The organism is Rhizobium sp. IBUN (assembly GCF_000510625.1).
Taxonomy (GTDB): Bacteria; Pseudomonadota; Alphaproteobacteria; order Rhizobiales; family Rhizobiaceae; genus Rhizobium; species Rhizobium altiplani.
The window spans coordinates 1-18,380 of record NZ_AZNV01000048.1 but is presented as its reverse complement, the minus strand read 5'-3'; the positions used below and the strand labels follow the sequence as shown (position 1 = coordinate 18,380).

The window sequence follows — 18,380 nt, the reverse complement described above, 5'->3', positions numbered from 1 at the left end:
TCTATAAACTCGGCGGATTCATGTCAGCGATGCCCAAACCAGATCTCGTTGCGTTGCCGTGATTTGATAGGCATCAAGCTGCTCCTCGCTGGTGACTCTGCCATCTTCCAGCAAGGTGCGGTACCATTGTGCGGTAACATCTACCCCCTCATCGAAAGACCAAACAGGTTGCCATTTTAGCAGCTGGCGTGATTTGCTGCTGTCGAGTTGCAGTAGTTGTGCTTCGTGTGGATGTACGTCCTGGCTTAGTCGCCATTTGACGTTCGGCCAGTCCCGCGCAAGCGCAGTCAGCAACGCTTCAACAGAACGGTTGCCTTCTCGGTCGGGCCCGAAATTCCAGGCATCTGCAGCCGAACCATCACGATCAATAAGCGCCTGACCAAGCGTGAGGTAACCTGACAGGCATTCCAAAACATGTTGCCACGGCCGCGTGGATCGCGGTGACCTGATCTCAAGTGCCTGCTGTCCAGCGACGGCACGCACAAGATCCGGTATGAGCCGGTCCTCCGACCAGTCACCCCCTCCAATTACGTTGCCGGCCCGCGCTGTTGCCAGTAACGCGCCTCCGGACGAGTTGAAGAACGAACGCCTGAAACTTGAAGCAACGATCTCGGTCGCTGCTTTCGATGCACTATAAGGATCATGGCCGCCGAGAGGATCGACTTCACGGTAACCCCACACCCATTCCTTGTTTTCATAGCATTTGTCTGTGGTAACAACCACTATTGCCGAGAGATCCTTCAGTGAGCGGCAGGCATTCAGCAGATTGGCCGTTCCCATGACATTCGTGGCGAACGTCTCCACCGGCTGGACATAGGACCTGCGAACAAGGGGCTGAGCCGCGAGGTGAAATACGATCTCCGGATTTGCTTGGGTCACAGCCGCGCGAAGGGCGTCCTCGTCGCGAATGTCGATGAAGTGCGATTCGTGATCGAGTTTTAGCATCGCCCAATGATTAGGCTCCGCGTTCGGAGCCAGCGCCACTCCGGTTACGTCGGCGCCGAGCTTTTGCAGCCAAAGTGCGAGCCAACTGCCCTTGAAGCCAGTATGCCCGGTTATGAGGGCCCTGCGTCCACGGTAGATATTGTTAAACATGCCTTTATCTACCAGATCTTCCAGGGAGCCTGTCCCGATGCCCAAAGCTCTTCAAGGTGGTTCTTGTCGCGCAACGTGTCCATCGGTTGCCAAAATCCATGATGGAACCATGCGTTAAGCTGTCCCTGGTTGGCCAAAGTCTCTAAAGGTTCGCGTTCCCAAATGCTCGCATCCCCATCGATGTGGTCGATCACCTTCGGGGAAAGAACAAAGAAACCGCCGTTAATCCATCCACCATCGCCTTGCGGCTTTTCCTGGAAATGTTGGATCTTGTGGCCATCCAAGGCGAGGGAGCCGAACCGTCCGGGGGGCTGCATCGCTGTGAGCGTTGCCAAGCGCCCTTGTTCCTTGTGAAAAGACACGAGGGCGGTGATGTCAATGTCACCTACACCATCGCCATAGGTGAGGCAGAAGTCCTCATCGCCGAGGTAGTCACGTACCCGTTTAAGCCTGCCACCAGTCATTGTTGATTCGCCGGTATCAACAAGGCTGACGCGCCAGGGCTCGGCTGAGTTTTGCAAAACATCCATTTTGTTTTTCTGCATGTCGAAAGTGACGTCTGACATGTGGAGAAAGTAATTGGCAAAATACTCTTTGATTACATAGCCTTTATATCCGCAACACACGATAAAATCATTGATGCCGTGGTGAGAGTAAATCTTCATGATGTGCCAAAGGATCGGTCGATTTCCAACCTCGACCATCGGCTTCGGACGAGAACTTGTTTCTTCGCTGATCCGCGTTCCCAAACCGCCGGCCAAAATTACCGCTTTCATAAGCGCTCCTCGAATGATTTTGCCGCTTCAGCGTATAAGCAAGTCAGGCTCGAGATACAACAAAAACAGGCATATCTGGAGCAGGCGACGCTAGCTCGTTGTGTATTACGTGATCCACTCGACATTATGACGCGGTTCTTGTGTTCTTGTTCCTGGACGCCTATTTCAACCTGCGGCGCATCGTCGGTGGTTGGTCAAGCTCGGAGATCGAAGAACAAGCCATGGGCAAAAGGTAGAACTCGTTGTCGATCAGACTTAGGTCCGCCGTTCCTTGCCGCGCATGGGGCCTGACCCTTCGCTGGGGCTTCCAATGTTCGACGCTACTTCATACGCGAACATTCACCGTGGGCTTACTCCAAATATCAGAAGGGTTGCCAAATACCGACTGAGCAATCGTCGTGGCATGCTGATCCCAGCCATAGGCACCTCTTACGCATTTGAAAGCTGCATCCGCTATGTTGCTGTAGCTTTCTCGGTGTTCGACAATCGATACCGCCTCGTGAAGAGCATCATCCCACAAGTATGGCGGGACCAAAAAACCAGTCTCACCGTTGCGCACGCTATTGTTGAACGCGAATGTGGGTGATGCTAGCGTGAGGGTTCCACAAATTGCTGCCTCGAAAAACTTTAGCTCTGACTTACAGTTCGTAAATTCATTGTCTTGCAAGGGCGAAATATTTATCTCGACCTCCGCAATCAGGCGTTGAAGATTCATAAAGTCTTGCAGGGGATAGACTTCGACGCGCTTACCATACGTTATCAACCTCGGGTCCAGATCCGCGAAGCCCACGATACGCAAAACAACCCGGGGATCCGCATCCAAAAGACGGAACAACGCTGGAGCGGCAACAGCAAAGTCGCGTGCGTGGCTCGGTGACCCGCTGAAATAACCGATGTGGATACGACCGTCCCGTTCCCAGCCGGCGTCCCGCTTTATAGTGTACAAGCTCTCAGATAGAGCCTGTTGCTCGGGATTCAGGTAGTTGGGGACGACAGCGGTCGTAAGCCTGCCACAGAATTCCTTTGCGCGCTGAGCGAGGTATTTATTCGTCGTGACAAGACCGTCGCACAATCGGAGCGTCGCGCCCAATCTGCCGATGTATGAAAACCAGTAGTTCCATACCGCCTCGGAACGCTGGTCTTGATTTAGTGCATCCACAATTAGATGAAGTCGTTCAGTGTCGAAGACGAGGTCGTCACAATCAAACAGGACGGGAATGTCCCGAGCGCGGGCGCGCGATATCATTTGTGCGACAGCAGCACTGTATCGTACCCTGCATAGGACCAGCGCGTCTGCGGCATCGATGAAACGATCATCGACCGCAAGATCACGGTGATCAAACCATGCGCCCGAAAGCCCATTTTCAGGATGGGCCGACAATGTCAATCCCGGATTAAATGCGCGATACCGAAAAGTACTCGTGTCGGGGAGTTCATAGAAGTAGGCAATTCGTTTCGGCTGCGAAACGAGTTGCCTTAGTCGTACGTCATATGTGGATGTCCATGGGTCTCGGTATTCCAATGGACCGGGGATGTGGAGGAACAATTCTATCGGCTCCGTAGAGATAGCAGCCGTTCAAGGGCAGGACCCAGCGATGACTCCCAATCGCGTGCGATTCGGTCGTCGGCACAGTTAGCAAACCGCGTTTCCGTGTCGCAAGCGAGTGCCACACCTCTGCTTATTGCATCGACCAAGTCGGGAACGCTGGGCGGAACAGCAATGATGTTGCGGGACCATTGGTCGAGAGAAACCTTCGGCCCATGTGTGTTAGTGATAACGACCGCGCCTGAAGCGGCCAGATCGAACGGCGGATACGACGGATGAGGCGTATCCATCAAGGACAGCCCCAGGTCCATTTGTGATATAAGGTCCGCGTATCGCGCCCATGGCATTTTGGACCACACCTTTGGTTTAACTCCGCCCGGCAACTCGATGCCGCGGATGTCATGACCCGCAAAGTGAAAGTTCCATTCGTCCGCCGGCAGCAATCCTTCACGAACGGCTCTGTCAATGACCTCAAGTCCGCGCCAGTAGAGATTGCGAGGATGATTTGGGCGCGCGTAGAAGAAGAAATTCTTCTTTCCATCGGCATGTGCCTTGATAGTTTGAGGTCGCTTGAAGGCGGGGAAGGCAGGCTCGAAGCTACAACCCCGTTCGCGAAGACCTGGGAGGAAATCTGGCCCGTCGGCCAAGTGGTCGAACAGTAGTTGCGTATTTACCAGAACCCGCGTTCCCGCTTCGCGTAATGTTTCGGCGCATCGGAGACGCATATCGTTGTACGGGTAGAACATTCGCTCGTCTTCCTGCAGAAGATAGATAACTCGGTCTGGACTAACGGAACCAAGTACGGCGCGTGTGCTCCACCATGAAGTTGTAAGAATTAGGTCGTCAGGCCCCACTGGAAGTGGCTTTTCAGTTCGTAGCGGCATCTGCGCGAAGTCCGCAGGCCCATTAAATTCCAACCGGTGTGCCTTTATGATCTGACCGAGGGCAGCGGGGTCCGGCGCGGTTGTTCGCGTGACAAGTCGAAGACGTGCATTTAGGCGAGAAGCGGCGACGGCGCCGACAACCAGGGCGGTCCCCACGCCACCAAACAGACTGTCTGAATCGACACTATCAGTCACAATTGTCAAAGTAGGAAGGGCGGCTCGGTCTGCGAATACCGGCAAAGGCGCCCAACCGGCGCCGTACTCCTGTAGCATCAGGTGTGAGTTCGTTTCTGTCCGCAATTGAACGCGAGAGAGGCGACCTATTGGCACCTGCATGCGCGACGGAAGCCGTCGATAAACAGAGCGTAGAACTTTCCTTATGACGCGTCGCGGCCGATTGAGCATTGAAAGCGGGGTCCTAACTCTTCTGTTTCTTCTAAAATATCCTAGGCCAATGAGCGGCCGCGCGCATACTGCGCGTTGGTGCATTTCCTGGCCTGCAAAATTCAACCGTTACGATTTAACAGCCGATTAACCACTGTCGCCGAGGAGTCTTTCCAGGAAGGTGCCCTCCAATTGAATATTCTTTCGAAACGCTCGGTGGATAGACGGGAGTTTTTGGGACGGCGTGCCTTAGTTGGGAATTCCGACGTATTTATCTCTTTGATTTTTGCGCTGGGCGCACCCAATCTTGCTGCGCATTCGTTTATGTAGGTGGCAAAGCCACTCCAGTTCGTATCGCCCGTGCCCGCCAAATGGTAAATGCCGTACTCAGCGAAATTGCTGGTATTGCAAATGTTTGTAGCCGCATGGAGCACTGCGTCCGCTATATCCAATGCCGATGTCGGATTGCCCCACTGGTCAGCCACAACTGATATCTCATTTCGTGTTTCTGCCAAACGGAGCATTGTCTTAAGGAAGTTCTTTCCAAAGGGACTGTAAACCCAAGCCGTTCGAAATATCAGATGCTTGGGATTGGACGCGCCCACCCGTCGTTCACCCTCGAGTTTTGTCGCGCCATACACACTTTGCGGACCTGTAGGGTCAGACTCTATATACGGACGCTCGGCCTCTCCGGAAAAGACGTAGTCAGTGGAGATGTGTATGACGGGCACGCCAATGGCCGCTGCCGCCGCGGATAGCGCCTCTGCACCAAGTGCGTTGACGGCGTGCGCTCTCTCCGGTTCATCCTCCGCCTGATCCACTGCAGTATAGGCAGCTGCAGAGACGACTATATCCGGTCGGACGGCACGCACCAGGGCTTCAATCCCTTCTGGACGTTCGAGATCCAGCTCCGGTCGGCCAACAGCAACGATGCTGTATTCAGGATGATATGCGCTTCGTTCGATTAGGCTTCGAACAACCTGGCCCTGGTGCCCGGTGACGAGAATTTTCACCTAACTTCCTTTCGCGCTTGGCCATCCTGCTCTCCCAACCGCTCACCTGCGTACTTGCCTTCACGAATGGGTGTCCACCACCAGGAGTTGTCCAAGTACCACTGGATAGTCTTTGCCAGTCCTGTCTCGAACGATTCAGCCGGAGTCCATCCCAGTTCACGATCAATCTTTGATGCATCGATGGCGTAACGTCGATCATGTCCCGGGCGATCGGTCACAAAGCTGATAAGGTCGCGATAAGACATTCCGTTTGGCCTCGGATGCTTCTGATCGAGAATATCGCAGATCGTCTGGACGACAGAAAGGTTCGTTCGCTCAGAGCGACCGCCAATGTTGTAACTTTCACCGACGATGCCTCTCGTTGCAACCGTTGCAAGGGCGCGAGCATGATCCTCAACGTATAGCCAGTCGCGTACGTTTGCTCCCGCGCCATAAACGGGCAGAGGTTTCTCATCGAGCGCGTTCAGGATAACGAGCGGAATAAGCTTCTCAGGGAAATGGAACGGGCCGTAATTGTTCGAACAATTGGATAGGACGACAGGCAAACCGTAGGTTTCATGCCACGCCCTCACCAGATGGTCAGACGCCGCCTTTGAGGCGGAATATGGGGAAGAGGGCTTGTAGGGCGTCTCTTCGGTAAATATGCCACTGTCGAACGGAAGATCGCCGAATACCTCGTCCGTCGAAATGTGATGGAATCGAAAGCTTGCCTTGCGTTCCCCGAGCAGCTCGCGCCAGTACGTCAGCGCGGCATTGAGCAATCGATAGGTGCCGACGATATTCGTTTCGATGAAAACCGCGGGCCCATCGATGGATCGGTCTACATGGCTTTCAGCAGCAAGATGCATGACGACATCGATATTCTCGTCGCGCAGAATATCGAGAATCGTAGCTTCATCTCCAATATCGGCCTTTACGAAACGGTAGTTCGGAAGGTTCTCGATCTGCCGGAGAGACTGCAAGTTGCCGGCGTAGGTAAGTTTATCGACATTAACGACTCGATTGGCCGAATCGCTGACCAAGTGCCGGCAGACCGCTGAGCCAATGAAGCCGGCACCGCCGGTAACGAGGATATTCATGAAGCCTCTTCCCCTTATTCAAAGACGTCCGATTCCGCCAAAGTTCGCGCCATTTTGTCTTTATCAGAGAGCTGAACCGCGGATGAGGAGAACGGCCATTCTATACCAATGTCTGGATCGTCGAAGCGAATAGAGCGATCGTGCTCAGGCGAGTAATAGTCAGTCACTTTGTAAATGACTTCCGTATTCTCCTCCAAGGTTACAAACCCGTGGGCGAAGCCCTTGGGGACCAGGATCTGGTTCCATTCAGCGGCCGAAACGACTAACGACACCCATTGACCGAAAGTCGGCGAGCTTTTCCTGATGTCGACTGCAACGTCGAGAATAGCCCCCTTGGCCACTCGGACAAGCTTGTCCTGGGCTCGCGGGGGTAGTTGGTAGTGCAATCCGCGCACTACGCCTTTCGCTGCGGAAAAGGAGTGATTGTCCTGGACGAACGTGAGGGGAACTCCGGCCGCGGCGAAACGCTCAGCATTGTACGTCTCGGAGAAGAAACCACGCGCATCGCCGAATTTTTGCGGGCGAATTGCAAGGACGCCCCCAAGGCCCAACGGTACAACTTCCATTATGCGTTTCCTAGTTCCTGCGCTCTGCGCATTAGATAGCTTGCATATTCCGTCTTGCCCATCCGAGATGCACGATCCCGCACTTTGTCGACAGATATCCAGCCATTATCCAACCCTATTTCTTCGGGACAGGCGATCTTAATCCCTTGGCGGTGTTCGATTGTGCGCACGAAAGACGAGGCCTCATGCAGGCTGTCGTGCGTTCCTGTGTCAAGCCACGCATAGCCACGCCCCAGCTGCTGCACGTTCAACTCGCCACGCTCCAGATAGATATTATTGACTGTTGTGATCTCCAACTCCCCGCGGGCCGACGGCTTTATGGAGGAGGCAATATTTACGACGTCATTGTCATAGAAATAGAGGCCCGTGACCGCCCAGTTTGATCTTGGCTCTTCTGGCTTCTCCTCTATCGAAAGCGCTTTGCCGGTTTTGTCGAACTCGACGACACCATAACGATTAGGGTCATCCACATGATAAGCGAATACGACACCGCCCTTATCAAGTTTGGCAGCTCTCTTGCAGATTTCCGGTAGACCGCTCCCGAAGTAAATATTATCGCCCAGGATCATTGCGACGCTATCGTCGCCAATGAAATCCCTTCCGATAATGAATGCTTCCGCCAGCCCGTTAGGCTGAGGCTGTTCAGCATAGCTGAATGCTACGCCGAACTCACTTCCATCCCCGAGAAGCTTCTGAAAGAGAGGTAAGTCATGCGGAGTTGAAATCACCAGAATTTCACGAATGCCAGCCAGCATAAGTACGCTCAGCGGATAATAAATCATCGGCTTGTCATAGATTGGGAGGATCTGCTTAGAAACAGCGATCGTCAAAGGATACAGTCTCGTGCCGCTGCCTCCCGCTAGAATTATGCCCTTCATTTCGATCCAATCCCCACTAACATAGATTGCGGCCGACGTTTGTCGCTGCAAACTTCCTAATTCAAGCCCCTATTTGGTTTCGCCGCCGGGATCAATATGCTACCGACGCCGAATGAGACGATAACCCCCGCGAAGTTGTATGCAAAGTTATTCCTGCCCGCCCAAAATCACCGGCGTGATTGTTAGTTGCAATCCGGATATGGACGGATTAAGGCATTTGGCGAACGCGATTGCGCCGCAGTTGGATCAACTACTTGTGGTCGACAATGGTTCTCGTGTTGGCGTCGGACTTGGCGACATCGTGCCGGGCGAAGTCATACGGCTTGACGACAACTATGGGATCGCGCGGGCACAGAGAGCTCGCGCCAATGGCTCAGACTATGTGCTCTTGCTTGACCAGGATAGCGTTCCCGCAGTCGGCATGGTCGCGACCCTTCTTGCTGCACTCTCAGTCAAGGAAGCGGAGGGCTTCAAGGTGGCCTGTGTAGGGCCTTGTTACGCTGACAGTCGGAAGCTGGATGCCGCCCCATTTGTCAGGCTTGAGGGGCTTCGGCTGAAGCGGCAGGCCCGCGCGCGTCTAACTGCAATTATCGATGTCGATTTTCTCATCGCGTCCGGATGTCTCATCCCGCTTTCTACCATCGCTGGGGTGGACGATATGGTTGAAGAAATGTTCATTGACTACCTCGACATTGAACGGGGTTTGCGGGCCCAGGGAAAGGGACACCGTTCCTACGGAGTTTGCGGAGCCCCTATGGAGCACGCGTTAGGAGATGAATCGGTGTCGCGTTCGGTAGACGCCACGTTCCCATTCATAGCCCGCTTCGCCACTACTATCACGTGCGCAACGCAATTTGGTTATGCCGCCAGCCTTGGTTTACGAGACGGTGGAAGATCGTGCTTCTGTGGCGAGTTGCACTCCAGTTCGCGTTCTTCAACATCATGACTGCGCCTCGACTTCAACTTGCGCGAATGATGGCCGTCGGTTTGCTCGATGGCATCATGAATCGGATGGGAAAAAAGTAAAGTGAACGAAACCGATCAATTGGTCGCAGAGCGAGACCAGCGGTCTGCCTCTCTGTCTGTCGGCATTGTCACCTACAAACCGCAATGGCCTGTCTTAGAGGCGACGTTGAAAAGCCTCAAGGCTTCCCTCGATCACGCTGCAATTAATGCGGATGTGGTGTTAGTAGACAATTCTCCTGTCGACGATGTCTCGACGTGGATTCGATCGAGTATGCCGGATTTCCAAATGACGGTCATTTCCGGACATGGAAACGTCGGCTTCGGCAGAGCCAATAACCTGACTCCAAAATGGAACAGTCCCCTGCATCTCGTACTCAATCCCGATGTCGAGATGGATTCTGCTGCCTTGCAGCACGCGATAAATTTCATGATGTCAAACCCGGCCTGCGGTCTGCTAACCCCGGCCGCATTTTCGCCTGACGGCAGCCGTCAGTATCTGTGTAAACGCTATCCTGCTATATTTGATCTATTTCTTAGAGGGTTTGCGCCTGCGTTTATCCGGCAGTTCTTTGCCAAGCGGCTAGATTGCTACGAGATGCGCGACCAGATTGGTGAGCAACCTGTGTGGGATCCACCCATTGTGAGCGGATGCTTCATGCTTTTCCGGGGAGATGTTTTTCGTGCTCTGAAAGGCTTCGATCCTAGATACATGCTGTATTTCGAAGACTTTGACATCTCGCTACGCGCTTCCCTGATCACCCGGATCGCATACGTTCCTTCGGTTCGAATTGTACATGGTGGTGGAAACGCGGGCAGGAAGGGCGCCTGGCATATCTGGCAGTTCGTTCGTTCTGCCGCGAAGTTTTACTCAACCCACGGCCTAAAAATTTTCTGAGCCACGACTATCCTTTGGTGACGGTTTTGGCAACATTTTGCCACCCGGTCGTCTTCTATGAAGGCGTTATTTGCTTCGGAGGCGCGCCATGGGTGGAGCGGAGCGGGTCGCCCTAATAACTTGCTTGCTTTCTCGCTAGAACTACTACCTACCCATCTCTCTTCACACCCTCTCCTAGTCTGAGCCACAGCCGGGGGGGAGGGCACCAATGCCGGGTCAATACGCCATCACCCCTGCTCTTTGGAGTTCGATGTTGAGTTCGAGTGGTTGATGACCGGCGACGCAGCCAGGCCATAGGTCGGAAATAATCCGTCGAACCTGCTGAAAGTTCGGCTCCTGTAGCCGGACGGTGAAAGACGTGTCCGCATTGCCCGCCCGGGGTCTGTGGCTGCGCTACCAGCCGGGCTCCAGGCTGTCCTGCTGGTTTAAGGAGCGCGTCGCTCGCAACGGCGGACGCTTCAAAAAGACGATGATCGTGGCGCTCGCCCGCAAGCTGTTGGTCGCCTTATGGAAATATGTGAAATCCGGCATCGTTATCGAGGGGGTGGTCCTGAAATCCGCCTGACTGACGACAGCTCAACTGCAAAGCTCTTTCAATCCCCAGGGCCTGATCAGCCCTGACGGATCCAGGCGAACGGACCGTGGATCTTCATGGCTTCAACAGCCGGGAGCAAGGTTGGTCCCGTTCTCCTGAGCCCTTGCCCGCCGCAAGCGGGATCGTGGTGCAGCCGCCCAGAGCGGCGACCGTATGTGAGGTTGTACAGGCTCGCAGGCCGGGCCGGTAAAGTATCGGGCCCAGACTTGGATTCGAGACGAGGAGATCAAGATGCCGCCTTGATAGCCGTTGACGCCATACTCCTCATGTGAAGAAGATCCAACCGCTGGCCGTGATGATATCGTCGACATCGCACGGTCGCTGGCAAGGCGCTAACGTTACAGCCGCCGGGCGCCATAGATAGTTGGCTGCGTCGACCAATCCAGAAGAGGCCTTCGCAAATAATTTGCGTGTGGGCTCCGTAGTAACTGGAGGCATTGACAATTGACAATTGAGCGACCATTGCACAGCTTCCAGGATTTGCGTTTCCCGACTAAAGTCGATGCGGCTTACAGGAGAGCGACATGCTGCGCCCCAAAACACTCGTTCTCATCATGGCGGTAATCTACATCGGGGTTTACGTTGTAGCGACGTTGGGCGTAAGCGGATTTTGGATCTAGCCGCGAGATGCCGGGCTGGTTGCACGCAAGTGTGACTAGCTGTGATCGCGTGACTTGCCTCACGGGCTGCCTGCGCCACCGGCTCGAACATCATCGGACGGAGTATTTCCGTGAATTGGTCCCGGACAAGCCTTCACGGCGACCATGTACTGGTCTATGACGTCTGCAACCCTTCGTCGTCTACCTTCACAGAACCTAATGCAAGGAGAACTCGTATGGCGGAACTGTCGGTCTATATTGGTTGGGATTCCCGAGAAGATATTGCCTACCAGGTTGCGAAGGAATCGCTTCTGGAGCATGCGTCGATCGACGTCGATGTGCACCCGATCAAGCTGCAGGACCTTGTTGATCGCGGCGTTTATACGCGACCGGTTGATCCCCTGGCCTCGACCGAGTTCACCTATTCGCGCTTCTTCACGCCGTGGCTTGCCGGTTACAAGGGCTGGGCCCTGTTTTGCGATTGCGATTTCCTGTTCTTTGGAGACGTTGCTGACCTGCTGCAGTATCGGAATGAGGATCAGGCCGTTGCATGCGTACATCATGACTACACGCCAAAGGAAGGCGTGAAGATGGATGGCAAGATCCAGACGACGTACCCACGCAAGAACTGGTCGTCGTTCATGCTCTTCAATTGTGATCATCCCTCCACTCGCAAGCTGACCCCGGAACTCATCAATGCCGAAACGGGTGCGTTTCTGCATCGCCTTCAATGGGCCAATGACAGCGAGATCGGGGAAATCCCGGAAGAGTGGAACTGGCTGGAGGGCTGGAGTTCAAAGCCAGCAACCGGCTACCCCAAGGGGGTCCATTACACCAATGGGGGGCCGTGGTTCAAAAACTGGCAGGAGGTTGAATACGCTGACAAGTGGCTAGACAAGGCGCTCGCCATCGATCCTCGGTTCGCTCCGGTGTGACGCTTGAATCTCGGCTTTCTTGTCAAGCTCCGCTGGATGCTGTCGCGCCGCTCCTTTAGCATCGGAAACGCACCCAATATGCGCTATTGGCCTCGATTCCGGGGCCGGGGCCGCATAGAAATTGGCGACAGGTTTACGACTCGTTGTGGCGTGATCGTCGATGCTCAAAGTGGGCACATCAACATCGGAAATGATGTCTCGATCAATGACTATTCCATCTTGCTGGGACACGGCGGAATCAGGATCGGCGACAATGTGCGTATCGCCGCCCACGTCGTCATAGTTGCGTTTGAGCACAACTACGAGGATCCGACGGTGCCAATACGCTTGCAGTCTATCAGGAAAGAGGCTGTTGTGATTGGTGACGATGTCTGGATTGGAGCGGGCGCCAAGGTCCTCGCGGGTTCTCACATTGCCCGTGGCACGGTGATCGGGGCAAACAGTGTGGTGAAGGGGAGAACGGTTCCCTATGGTGTGTATGTGGGAGCACCTGCGCGCCTTGTAAAAACTAGGACAGGCAAACATGCGAGATCAGAGGCCGTCGATCGTCCCGTCCGAGTGCAAGCGTTTGGCTAGCAAGACAACACATGCGGTTGAACGATGAGCGGACCTGACGTCAAAGATTTACAGGCGACGAATGCAATTCCTCCGAGGGAAATCAACTCGGAGGAATGGCGATCGTTTTTTCTCGGCTATAGTCACATCGTCCTGGTCGCAAACAGCGATGAGGTCGATATCAACGAGCTAACCTCGCGGTTTCCGGAGACGACACTCTTCATCTTCTTCAACAAGGTTTACAAGGTCCTGAGTGAACCGTTCATGCGCAATGCCATTCTGGTGTCGCGAAGCGGAACGTTGGGAGCAAACCTCGTCAAAAGCGGCAAAGTGTCGAGGGTCGTCCAATACTTCGACAAAAACAGCTTCCTCGGGATCATCAATCTGGCAATTGGTGATCGCGAAAAGTTCAGCCCAGAATCCGAATTCGGAGGCGTGGCCGTCAGGCACCTCGATTTGACGGCCCTGTTTGCTCCGTTTTATCCGAAGACCAGTCTTCCGACGAGCGGATTTGCGCTTTGCTTCTGGCTCGCCAACCTTCAGCTGTCAGCAACGATCACTCTGGCTGGCTTCTCGTCCAAGCGAAGTGAACGCTATCAGGTTCTCGACGTTCACGACTGGACGTATGAACAGGTGGTCCTGCGGCTCATGTATCGGCGCGGGAAGATTGACATCATCGGCCGCGAAAAGACCAATCCTTATGCCGATCTGGCGACGCATTTCCCGGAATATTCTCCAGGCGAAATTGCCCTGACGGCGAACGAAGTGCTGTCGGAGCGCCTCGTGAACCTGAGCTCGATCGTTGACCGGCTGATGCATGTGACGAGGTTTCTGCGTTTCATCGACAGGACGTACAAGAAACTGAAGCCGAAGACGCGAAAACAGCGGCGATGGGATGCGATGGAAGGCAAATAGGTATTCGCGCCTTGCCGTCAGGCGCGAGTAACCTGTGAGCTACAGGTTATTCTGAAACCAGGTAGCGAGCGGTAGTCAGTGATAGGACCCGAAATCTCGTCATCCTGGTGGACCTCGTCCATTCGCCTGTCTCACTGAAGGGCTCACGCCTAGTGAGCGGCAGCTCTTCCTGCGTCCCTGTCAATATTCATGCACAGACGAACCGCCTTTCCTTCGACTTGATCAGGCTACGCCAATCCTGAGAAGGTCGTGGAAATGCACGAGGCCGATCGGTCGGTTGTCGTCATCGATGACGATCAGTGCCCCGATGCTGTGCTGGTTGAGCTTCGCCAGCGCCGCGGTTGCCAGCACGTTCGGCTTCACAGTCTTGGGCGTTCGGGTCATGATATCGTCAACCAGCAATTCGGAGAGATTGCGCGTCAGGTTGCGAGCAAGGTCGCCTTCCGTGACGATGCCGCAAAGACGACCGTCATCCTCCATGATCCCAACGCAACCGAAGTGCTTGCGTGAGAGCGTGGAGATCGCTTCCGGGACTGACGTCCCCCTGCGCACCAACGGCAGGCGATCATCCGTATGCATGATATCGGCGACATGGCTAAGGCTTGCACCCAGCTTGCCACCCGGGTGGAAAACATGAAAATCGCGGGCGGAGAAACCGCGCGCTTCCAAAAGCGCAATTGCCAGCGCGTCACCCATGGCGAGCTGCATCAATGTCGAGGTCGTCGGCGCAAGTCCATGCGGGCAGGCCTCTGCCTCGTTCGGCATCAGCAGGGTGATGTCGGCCGCTGACCCAAGCGACGACTTTTCCGAGCAGGTGACAGCGATCAGGGGAATCGAGAAGCGGCGCGTATAGGCGGCGATGCTGCGAATTTCGGCACTTTCCCCGCCCTTGGAAAAGGCAAGAACCACGTCGGTCGTGCTGATCATCCCGAGATCGCCGTGGTTTGCTTCCGCAGCGTGGACAAAGAACGCTTGCGTGCCGGTCGAAGCCAGCGTGGCCGCGATCTTCACCCCGATGTGTCCGCTCTTGCCGACGCCGGTGACGATCACACGACCGGTGATCCCGTTGATCGTTTCGATGGCACGCATAAACGGAGCGGCGAGACCATCGTCGAAAGCACGTTCCAAGGCCTCAAGAGCCCGCCTTTCGGTGCTAACCGTCCGCATCGCAGACGCCAGAACACCAGCCTCGATGACATTTACTGCTGTCTTGTTCATGGTACGGTGTTAGCGGTTTTCAGCCTCCAAGTCTATTTCGCGAGCGACGCACTCTGCTTTCTAAGCCGATAGGCTGCAGATTTTTCGCTGAATCGCGTCGAAGGAGACAGATCCCAAGAACTCTTGCTGAAGGCCAACGAAAGACCGTCGGAACGATCGTTGGTGCAGTGCTTTCTGGCTGGAGCACAACGAAGGGAAGGTGGTCACGCCAACGGCCGCTGCCTTATCGATTCATCCCATCATCGTGCCTGCGGTGGCCGTTGCACTGGGGTAGGCGGGAACACTCAGGTCGTGACTTGCAGGGCGCATTGAAGCCTCGGGAAGTCCTAGCGGAAGAATATTTGTCGTGGCTGCGAGATTGGACTTAACAGCGTCTCAAGGAGGATGATCCAACGTGGCAACGAAATTGGCCCGGCAGCGCGACCGGTGAGGCTCCAATACTGTCGATGAAGCTAGGTTGTTCGCGGATCCCACAAGGGCAACCCGACCGACTGGGCAACGTTCGGATCAGCCGTGAAGACGGGTAATCTCTGGTCGCGAAATTTTTGCAGTGCTTCCAAATCTGTTTCTTGATGCATGCGAGACAGATTCAACGAGTTGTATTTGTGGCCCTTGGAAAGAGGGTCGATCCCGGTGAGAACCACGTTTGCTGCCCCGCTCGCCAGCGCAAGAGCCGCGCCAACAACGCCGTTTGACCACTTGGCTTCGCCTTCCAGTTCCAGATTCAATCTTCCTGTCATCCGATGCATCAGGGCAATGCGTTCATGGCGGCTGATCAGTGTCAGTTCGTTATAACGATAGTCGAACGCCTCAAGTCCTCTAAGAAGCCGCTCCCGCTCATGTCGCCAATTGAGAAGGCAAAGAAGTCCGGTTTTCTGATGCTGTAGCACCCGGCGAACCTCGACTGCGGCGGGATTGAGCCCTTCAATCTGATTGAACTGCATCAATGTCACATCAGGCGGGTGAGGCAGCCAGCCCTGAGCTGCGATTTGAGAGGCGTTGATGGTCAATACGCGAAATGAGTCGTCCCAGCCCAGAGGCTTGGTGGAGAAGGGCGCAGAGCCGGCAACGACAACCGTCTTTCCAAGAAGGAGGCGCTCTAGGTTGGGGACTCGTGGTGCCGCGAGCCGATACCGCACCCAGCGCGTAAAATAGCGCCTGGTGCGTATCAGTCCATCAACATCCAACATGCTCAGAATTCCTTAAACTCGAACCATCCTGATTCCGCGAGTGGTACGATCGTTGAACAAACCGGGTGCAAAGACAAGCATATTAGCCCGATCAGAGATGATTTGGCTTCGGATGCCGGTCTGCTGCCGCACACCGTCAAAACGACATCCGCTCGAGAAGTCGTCTGCGCGTCGCGGATGCGGACTATGTCCTCCGGTCTATCGCACCGGAGCTCTTCGACCGCGGCCAGAGAGCTTGGGGCAGAGGTGCTGGTCAGGGGGAGGCCGTCACTGCAGGGGACTTGATTTCGAGATCGGCCGCAAAGCTTGCCCGGTCGATTTGGAGCGGGCGCGTTTCGCCGCCAAGCCAACCCCTGACCAGATTTCTCGCCTTGATGCCTTCAAGGCGAAGCCGCATCAGTTTCCTGCGTAGCTCGCTTTGGGGCAAATATTCCCGGTCTATGGATTTGCGCACAAAAGCCGAGTTGTCGGGGATTCCGTCGAGAAATTGCATTTGAACGACGGGTGTGGGCTCAATCTGGTAGGCTTTCAGCCACCCGCGATGCCACAAATAAGCGTCGAGCAGAGAGTAGTTCTTCGTATCCTCCAGCATTTTCCCAGCAGCACGCGGGCCGATGACGTAGCCGGCGCTGCCGACGCGGTTCTGAAACACCCTGGTCGCGCGGTGCATGCCATCGGACCAAGCTGCTGATTTTGCAAGGATATGCGGGCGAGGCGCGAATTCGAGGTCATAGACCCAGTCCCATTTGTCACGGCGAGCCTCGATGCTGCTGATCGCATCAGCAAAACCTGAAGACAGTACTGCGTCGTCTTCGAGAATCAGGGTCTGTTCGTTACACTCGACAATGATTTTCCAGGCCAGCCTGTGCGAGGTGAAGCAGGCGATATCCTCGCGAAGCGTCGGGCTTGGCCAGGTGTTTGCTGCTGCTTGGCAGTCTTCGACGGACAGGTCGCATGCTTCGAACGCATCCAGAAACTCGAAATCCAGTCCCAGCCTCTGCATTTGCTGTGATTGAAACTGTCGTCTTCTTTGCTCGGCTTTCCGACTGATAATGAGAATCTTCAACGCGGCTCCGCCTGATAGGTCATTTCGCCGGACCTTATCAATCAATCTCCTGGTGACCTAGCGGAACCTTAACGGAGGACAGTGGCGCATTCATGCCAAATACTGCGCGATGCCGCCCGTTATCCTTTCCCGGTTCATCACACGGGGGAATGGCGTACTCAAAAATCCACAGGCGGAGGTGCGCCCGTAAGAGCTAGGCTGCCGCAATAACACACAATCCTTCTATTCCCACCCCTTCTCTCTAAACTTCGATCGAAGCTGCTGGCGGTTGTGTAAGTCTCACACCCTCACCGCCTGACCCAGTATAATCGCCATCAAGGAACGTCACCCCTGCGGCGTGCAGCGCCGATTCAATATCGCGCAGCGTCCGATCGTAAGGCGTTGACTTCTGGGCCTCAAAGTTTGCAAGCGTGGCCCGACCTACGCCGGCTGCTTGGCATAATTCCGTCTGCGACCATCCAATGAGGCCTCGGGCGGCACGACACTGCGCCCCGGATATAGACATTTTGTAAAACCCCAAACATTTTGTATTGACTTGAAGGGAGCTTGGTGTAGTCTAGCAATAGTAACCCGTTGAATACCGTTCGCTGCCGCGGTTGTGCCCGGCCAGTGATTCTGCGCGATAATATACCTAGTTCTGCTCGGCGACGCGAGGCAATCACGCATCCCTCAGTTGCTGTTGAGGCAGGGAATTACTTCATGGAATTACGCCAACTCACCTATTTCAAAGCGGTGGCCGAGGAACTGCACTTCGGCCGGGCGGCAGCCAGGATGCACATTGCCCAGCCGGCGCTCAGCAATCATGTGATGTCGCTGGAAAGGGAGCTTGGCTGTCCGCTGTTCATTCGCTCGACCAGAAGGGTGGAACTGACCAGGGCAGGGGAAACCTTTTACGATCGCTGTGTGCGGATCCTGAGCGACATCGACCTGACCACCGAACTGACCCGGGCAGCCGGCGGCAGTCGCATCCGCCAGATCAGGATCGGCAGCATCTATCCGGCCACCATGGGCATGCTGCCAACCTTCCTTGCCAAGATCGCCCGCAAGTTTCCCGATGTCCGCATCCATATTGCGTCGGGCAATACCGGCGAGATCATCCGCGGCCTGGAGACCGGCCAGCTCAATCTAGGCTTCATCCGGCCGGTGGAAAACATCGGCTGCTTGCGCTTCGTCTCGCTTGCGCATGAGCGCTACTACCTGGCGGTTGGCCATGCCAATCCGCTGG

General features: G+C 55.1%; 18 protein-coding genes and 1 pseudogene. 7 read left to right on the top strand and 12 right to left on the bottom strand.

The window, feature by feature from the left end:
* Positions 1-18: 18 nt before the first annotated feature.
* The 8 genes from rfbG to rfbA all read right to left on the bottom strand — a co-directional run bounded on the left by rfbG (position 19) and on the right by rfbA (position 8,221).
* On the bottom strand, positions 19-1,095 hold the full coding sequence (gene rfbG / locus RHIBUN_RS0128350; RefSeq protein WP_025662185.1) for a CDP-glucose 4,6-dehydratase: 1,077 nt from the start codon (positions 1,093-1,095) through the stop codon (positions 19-21).
* 8 nt (positions 1,096-1,103) lie between these two features.
* Positions 1,104-1,871, bottom strand: coding sequence for a glucose-1-phosphate cytidylyltransferase (gene rfbF / locus RHIBUN_RS0128345; RefSeq protein WP_025662184.1), 768 nt, complete (start codon positions 1,869-1,871; stop codon positions 1,104-1,106).
* Positions 1,872-2,196: 325 nt separating this feature from the next.
* On the bottom strand, positions 2,197-3,417 hold the full coding sequence (locus tag RHIBUN_RS0128335; protein WP_025662183.1) for a glycosyltransferase: 1,221 nt from the start codon (positions 3,415-3,417) through the stop codon (positions 2,197-2,199).
* A 2-nt stretch (positions 3,418-3,419) separates the two neighbouring features.
* Positions 3,420-4,574, bottom strand: coding sequence for a hypothetical protein (locus RHIBUN_RS38075; RefSeq protein WP_025662182.1), 1,155 nt, complete (start codon positions 4,572-4,574; stop codon positions 3,420-3,422).
* Between the two features lie 233 nt (positions 4,575-4,807).
* Complete coding sequence (rfbD, locus tag RHIBUN_RS0128325; protein ID WP_025662181.1) at positions 4,808-5,698, bottom strand: dTDP-4-dehydrorhamnose reductase; 891 nt, start codon at positions 5,696-5,698, stop codon at positions 4,808-4,810.
* Entirely contained in the window at positions 5,695-6,777 is a 1,083-nt protein-coding gene (rfbB, locus tag RHIBUN_RS0128320; protein WP_025662180.1) for a dTDP-glucose 4,6-dehydratase, read from the bottom strand. Before rfbB ends, rfbD begins: the two co-directional genes overlap by 4 nt.
* Positions 6,778-6,791: 14 nt before the next feature.
* A complete protein-coding gene (gene rfbC / locus RHIBUN_RS0128315; protein WP_156932764.1) occupies positions 6,792-7,343 on the bottom strand; it encodes a dTDP-4-dehydrorhamnose 3,5-epimerase in 552 nt (183 codons plus the stop codon).
* Positions 7,343-8,221 (bottom strand): glucose-1-phosphate thymidylyltransferase RfbA, encoded by an 879-nt coding sequence (rfbA, locus tag RHIBUN_RS0128310; protein WP_025662178.1) that lies wholly within the window; start codon positions 8,219-8,221, stop codon positions 7,343-7,345. The genes rfbC and rfbA overlap by 1 nt, the downstream gene beginning before the upstream one ends.
* A gap of 139 nt (positions 8,222-8,360) precedes the next feature.
* Here rfbA and RHIBUN_RS34165 point away from each other — a divergent pair, with 139 nt between their 5' ends.
* The 6 genes and pseudogenes from RHIBUN_RS34165 to RHIBUN_RS0128275 all read left to right on the top strand — a co-directional run bounded on the left by RHIBUN_RS34165 (position 8,361) and on the right by RHIBUN_RS0128275 (position 13,681).
* Positions 8,361-9,167: a glycosyltransferase family 2 protein gene (locus tag RHIBUN_RS34165; protein WP_245271744.1), complete on the top strand. Its 807-nt coding sequence runs from the start codon at positions 8,361-8,363 to the stop codon at positions 9,165-9,167.
* Between the two features lie 81 nt (positions 9,168-9,248).
* Complete coding sequence (locus RHIBUN_RS0128300) at positions 9,249-10,082, top strand: glycosyltransferase (RefSeq protein ID WP_025662177.1); 834 nt, start codon at positions 9,249-9,251, stop codon at positions 10,080-10,082.
* A 382-nt stretch (positions 10,083-10,464) separates the two neighbouring features.
* Positions 10,465-10,647 (top strand): annotated as a pseudogene (locus RHIBUN_RS0128295) (IS110 family transposase); the annotation flags it as partial.
* An 865-nt stretch (positions 10,648-11,512) separates the two neighbouring features.
* Entirely contained in the window at positions 11,513-12,211 is a 699-nt protein-coding gene (locus tag RHIBUN_RS0128285; protein ID WP_025662175.1) for a glycosyltransferase, read from the top strand.
* A gap of 3 nt (positions 12,212-12,214) precedes the next feature.
* A complete protein-coding gene (locus tag RHIBUN_RS0128280) occupies positions 12,215-12,787 on the top strand; it encodes an acyltransferase (protein ID WP_025662174.1) in 573 nt (190 codons plus the stop codon).
* Between the two features lie 24 nt (positions 12,788-12,811).
* Positions 12,812-13,681 carry a hypothetical protein gene (locus RHIBUN_RS0128275; protein ID WP_025662173.1) on the top strand — a complete coding sequence of 290 codons (870 nt, stop codon included), beginning with the start codon at positions 12,812-12,814 and terminating at the stop codon, positions 13,679-13,681.
* A 222-nt stretch (positions 13,682-13,903) separates the two neighbouring features.
* On the opposite strand, the gene RHIBUN_RS0128270 is transcribed toward RHIBUN_RS0128275, so the two are convergent.
* The 4 genes from RHIBUN_RS0128270 to RHIBUN_RS35850 all read right to left on the bottom strand — a co-directional run bounded on the left by RHIBUN_RS0128270 (position 13,904) and on the right by RHIBUN_RS35850 (position 17,660).
* Positions 13,904-14,899, bottom strand: a complete 996-nt coding sequence (locus tag RHIBUN_RS0128270; protein WP_025662172.1) for a KpsF/GutQ family sugar-phosphate isomerase — start codon at positions 14,897-14,899, stop codon at positions 13,904-13,906.
* Positions 14,900-15,351: 452 nt separating this feature from the next.
* Entirely contained in the window at positions 15,352-16,089 is a 738-nt protein-coding gene (locus RHIBUN_RS0128265; RefSeq protein ID WP_025662171.1) for a hypothetical protein, read from the bottom strand.
* 253 nt (positions 16,090-16,342) lie between these two features.
* Entirely contained in the window at positions 16,343-17,140 is a 798-nt protein-coding gene (locus RHIBUN_RS0128260; RefSeq protein ID WP_280949588.1) for a glycosyltransferase family 25 protein, read from the bottom strand.
* A 256-nt stretch (positions 17,141-17,396) separates the two neighbouring features.
* Positions 17,397-17,660, bottom strand: a complete 264-nt coding sequence (locus RHIBUN_RS35850) for a helix-turn-helix transcriptional regulator (protein WP_025662169.1) — start codon at positions 17,658-17,660, stop codon at positions 17,397-17,399.
* 194 nt (positions 17,661-17,854) lie between these two features.
* Here RHIBUN_RS35850 and RHIBUN_RS0128250 point away from each other — a divergent pair.
* Positions 17,855-18,380 (top strand): LysR family transcriptional regulator (locus tag RHIBUN_RS0128250; protein WP_025662168.1); only part of this gene is annotated, 526 nt, incomplete at its 3' end.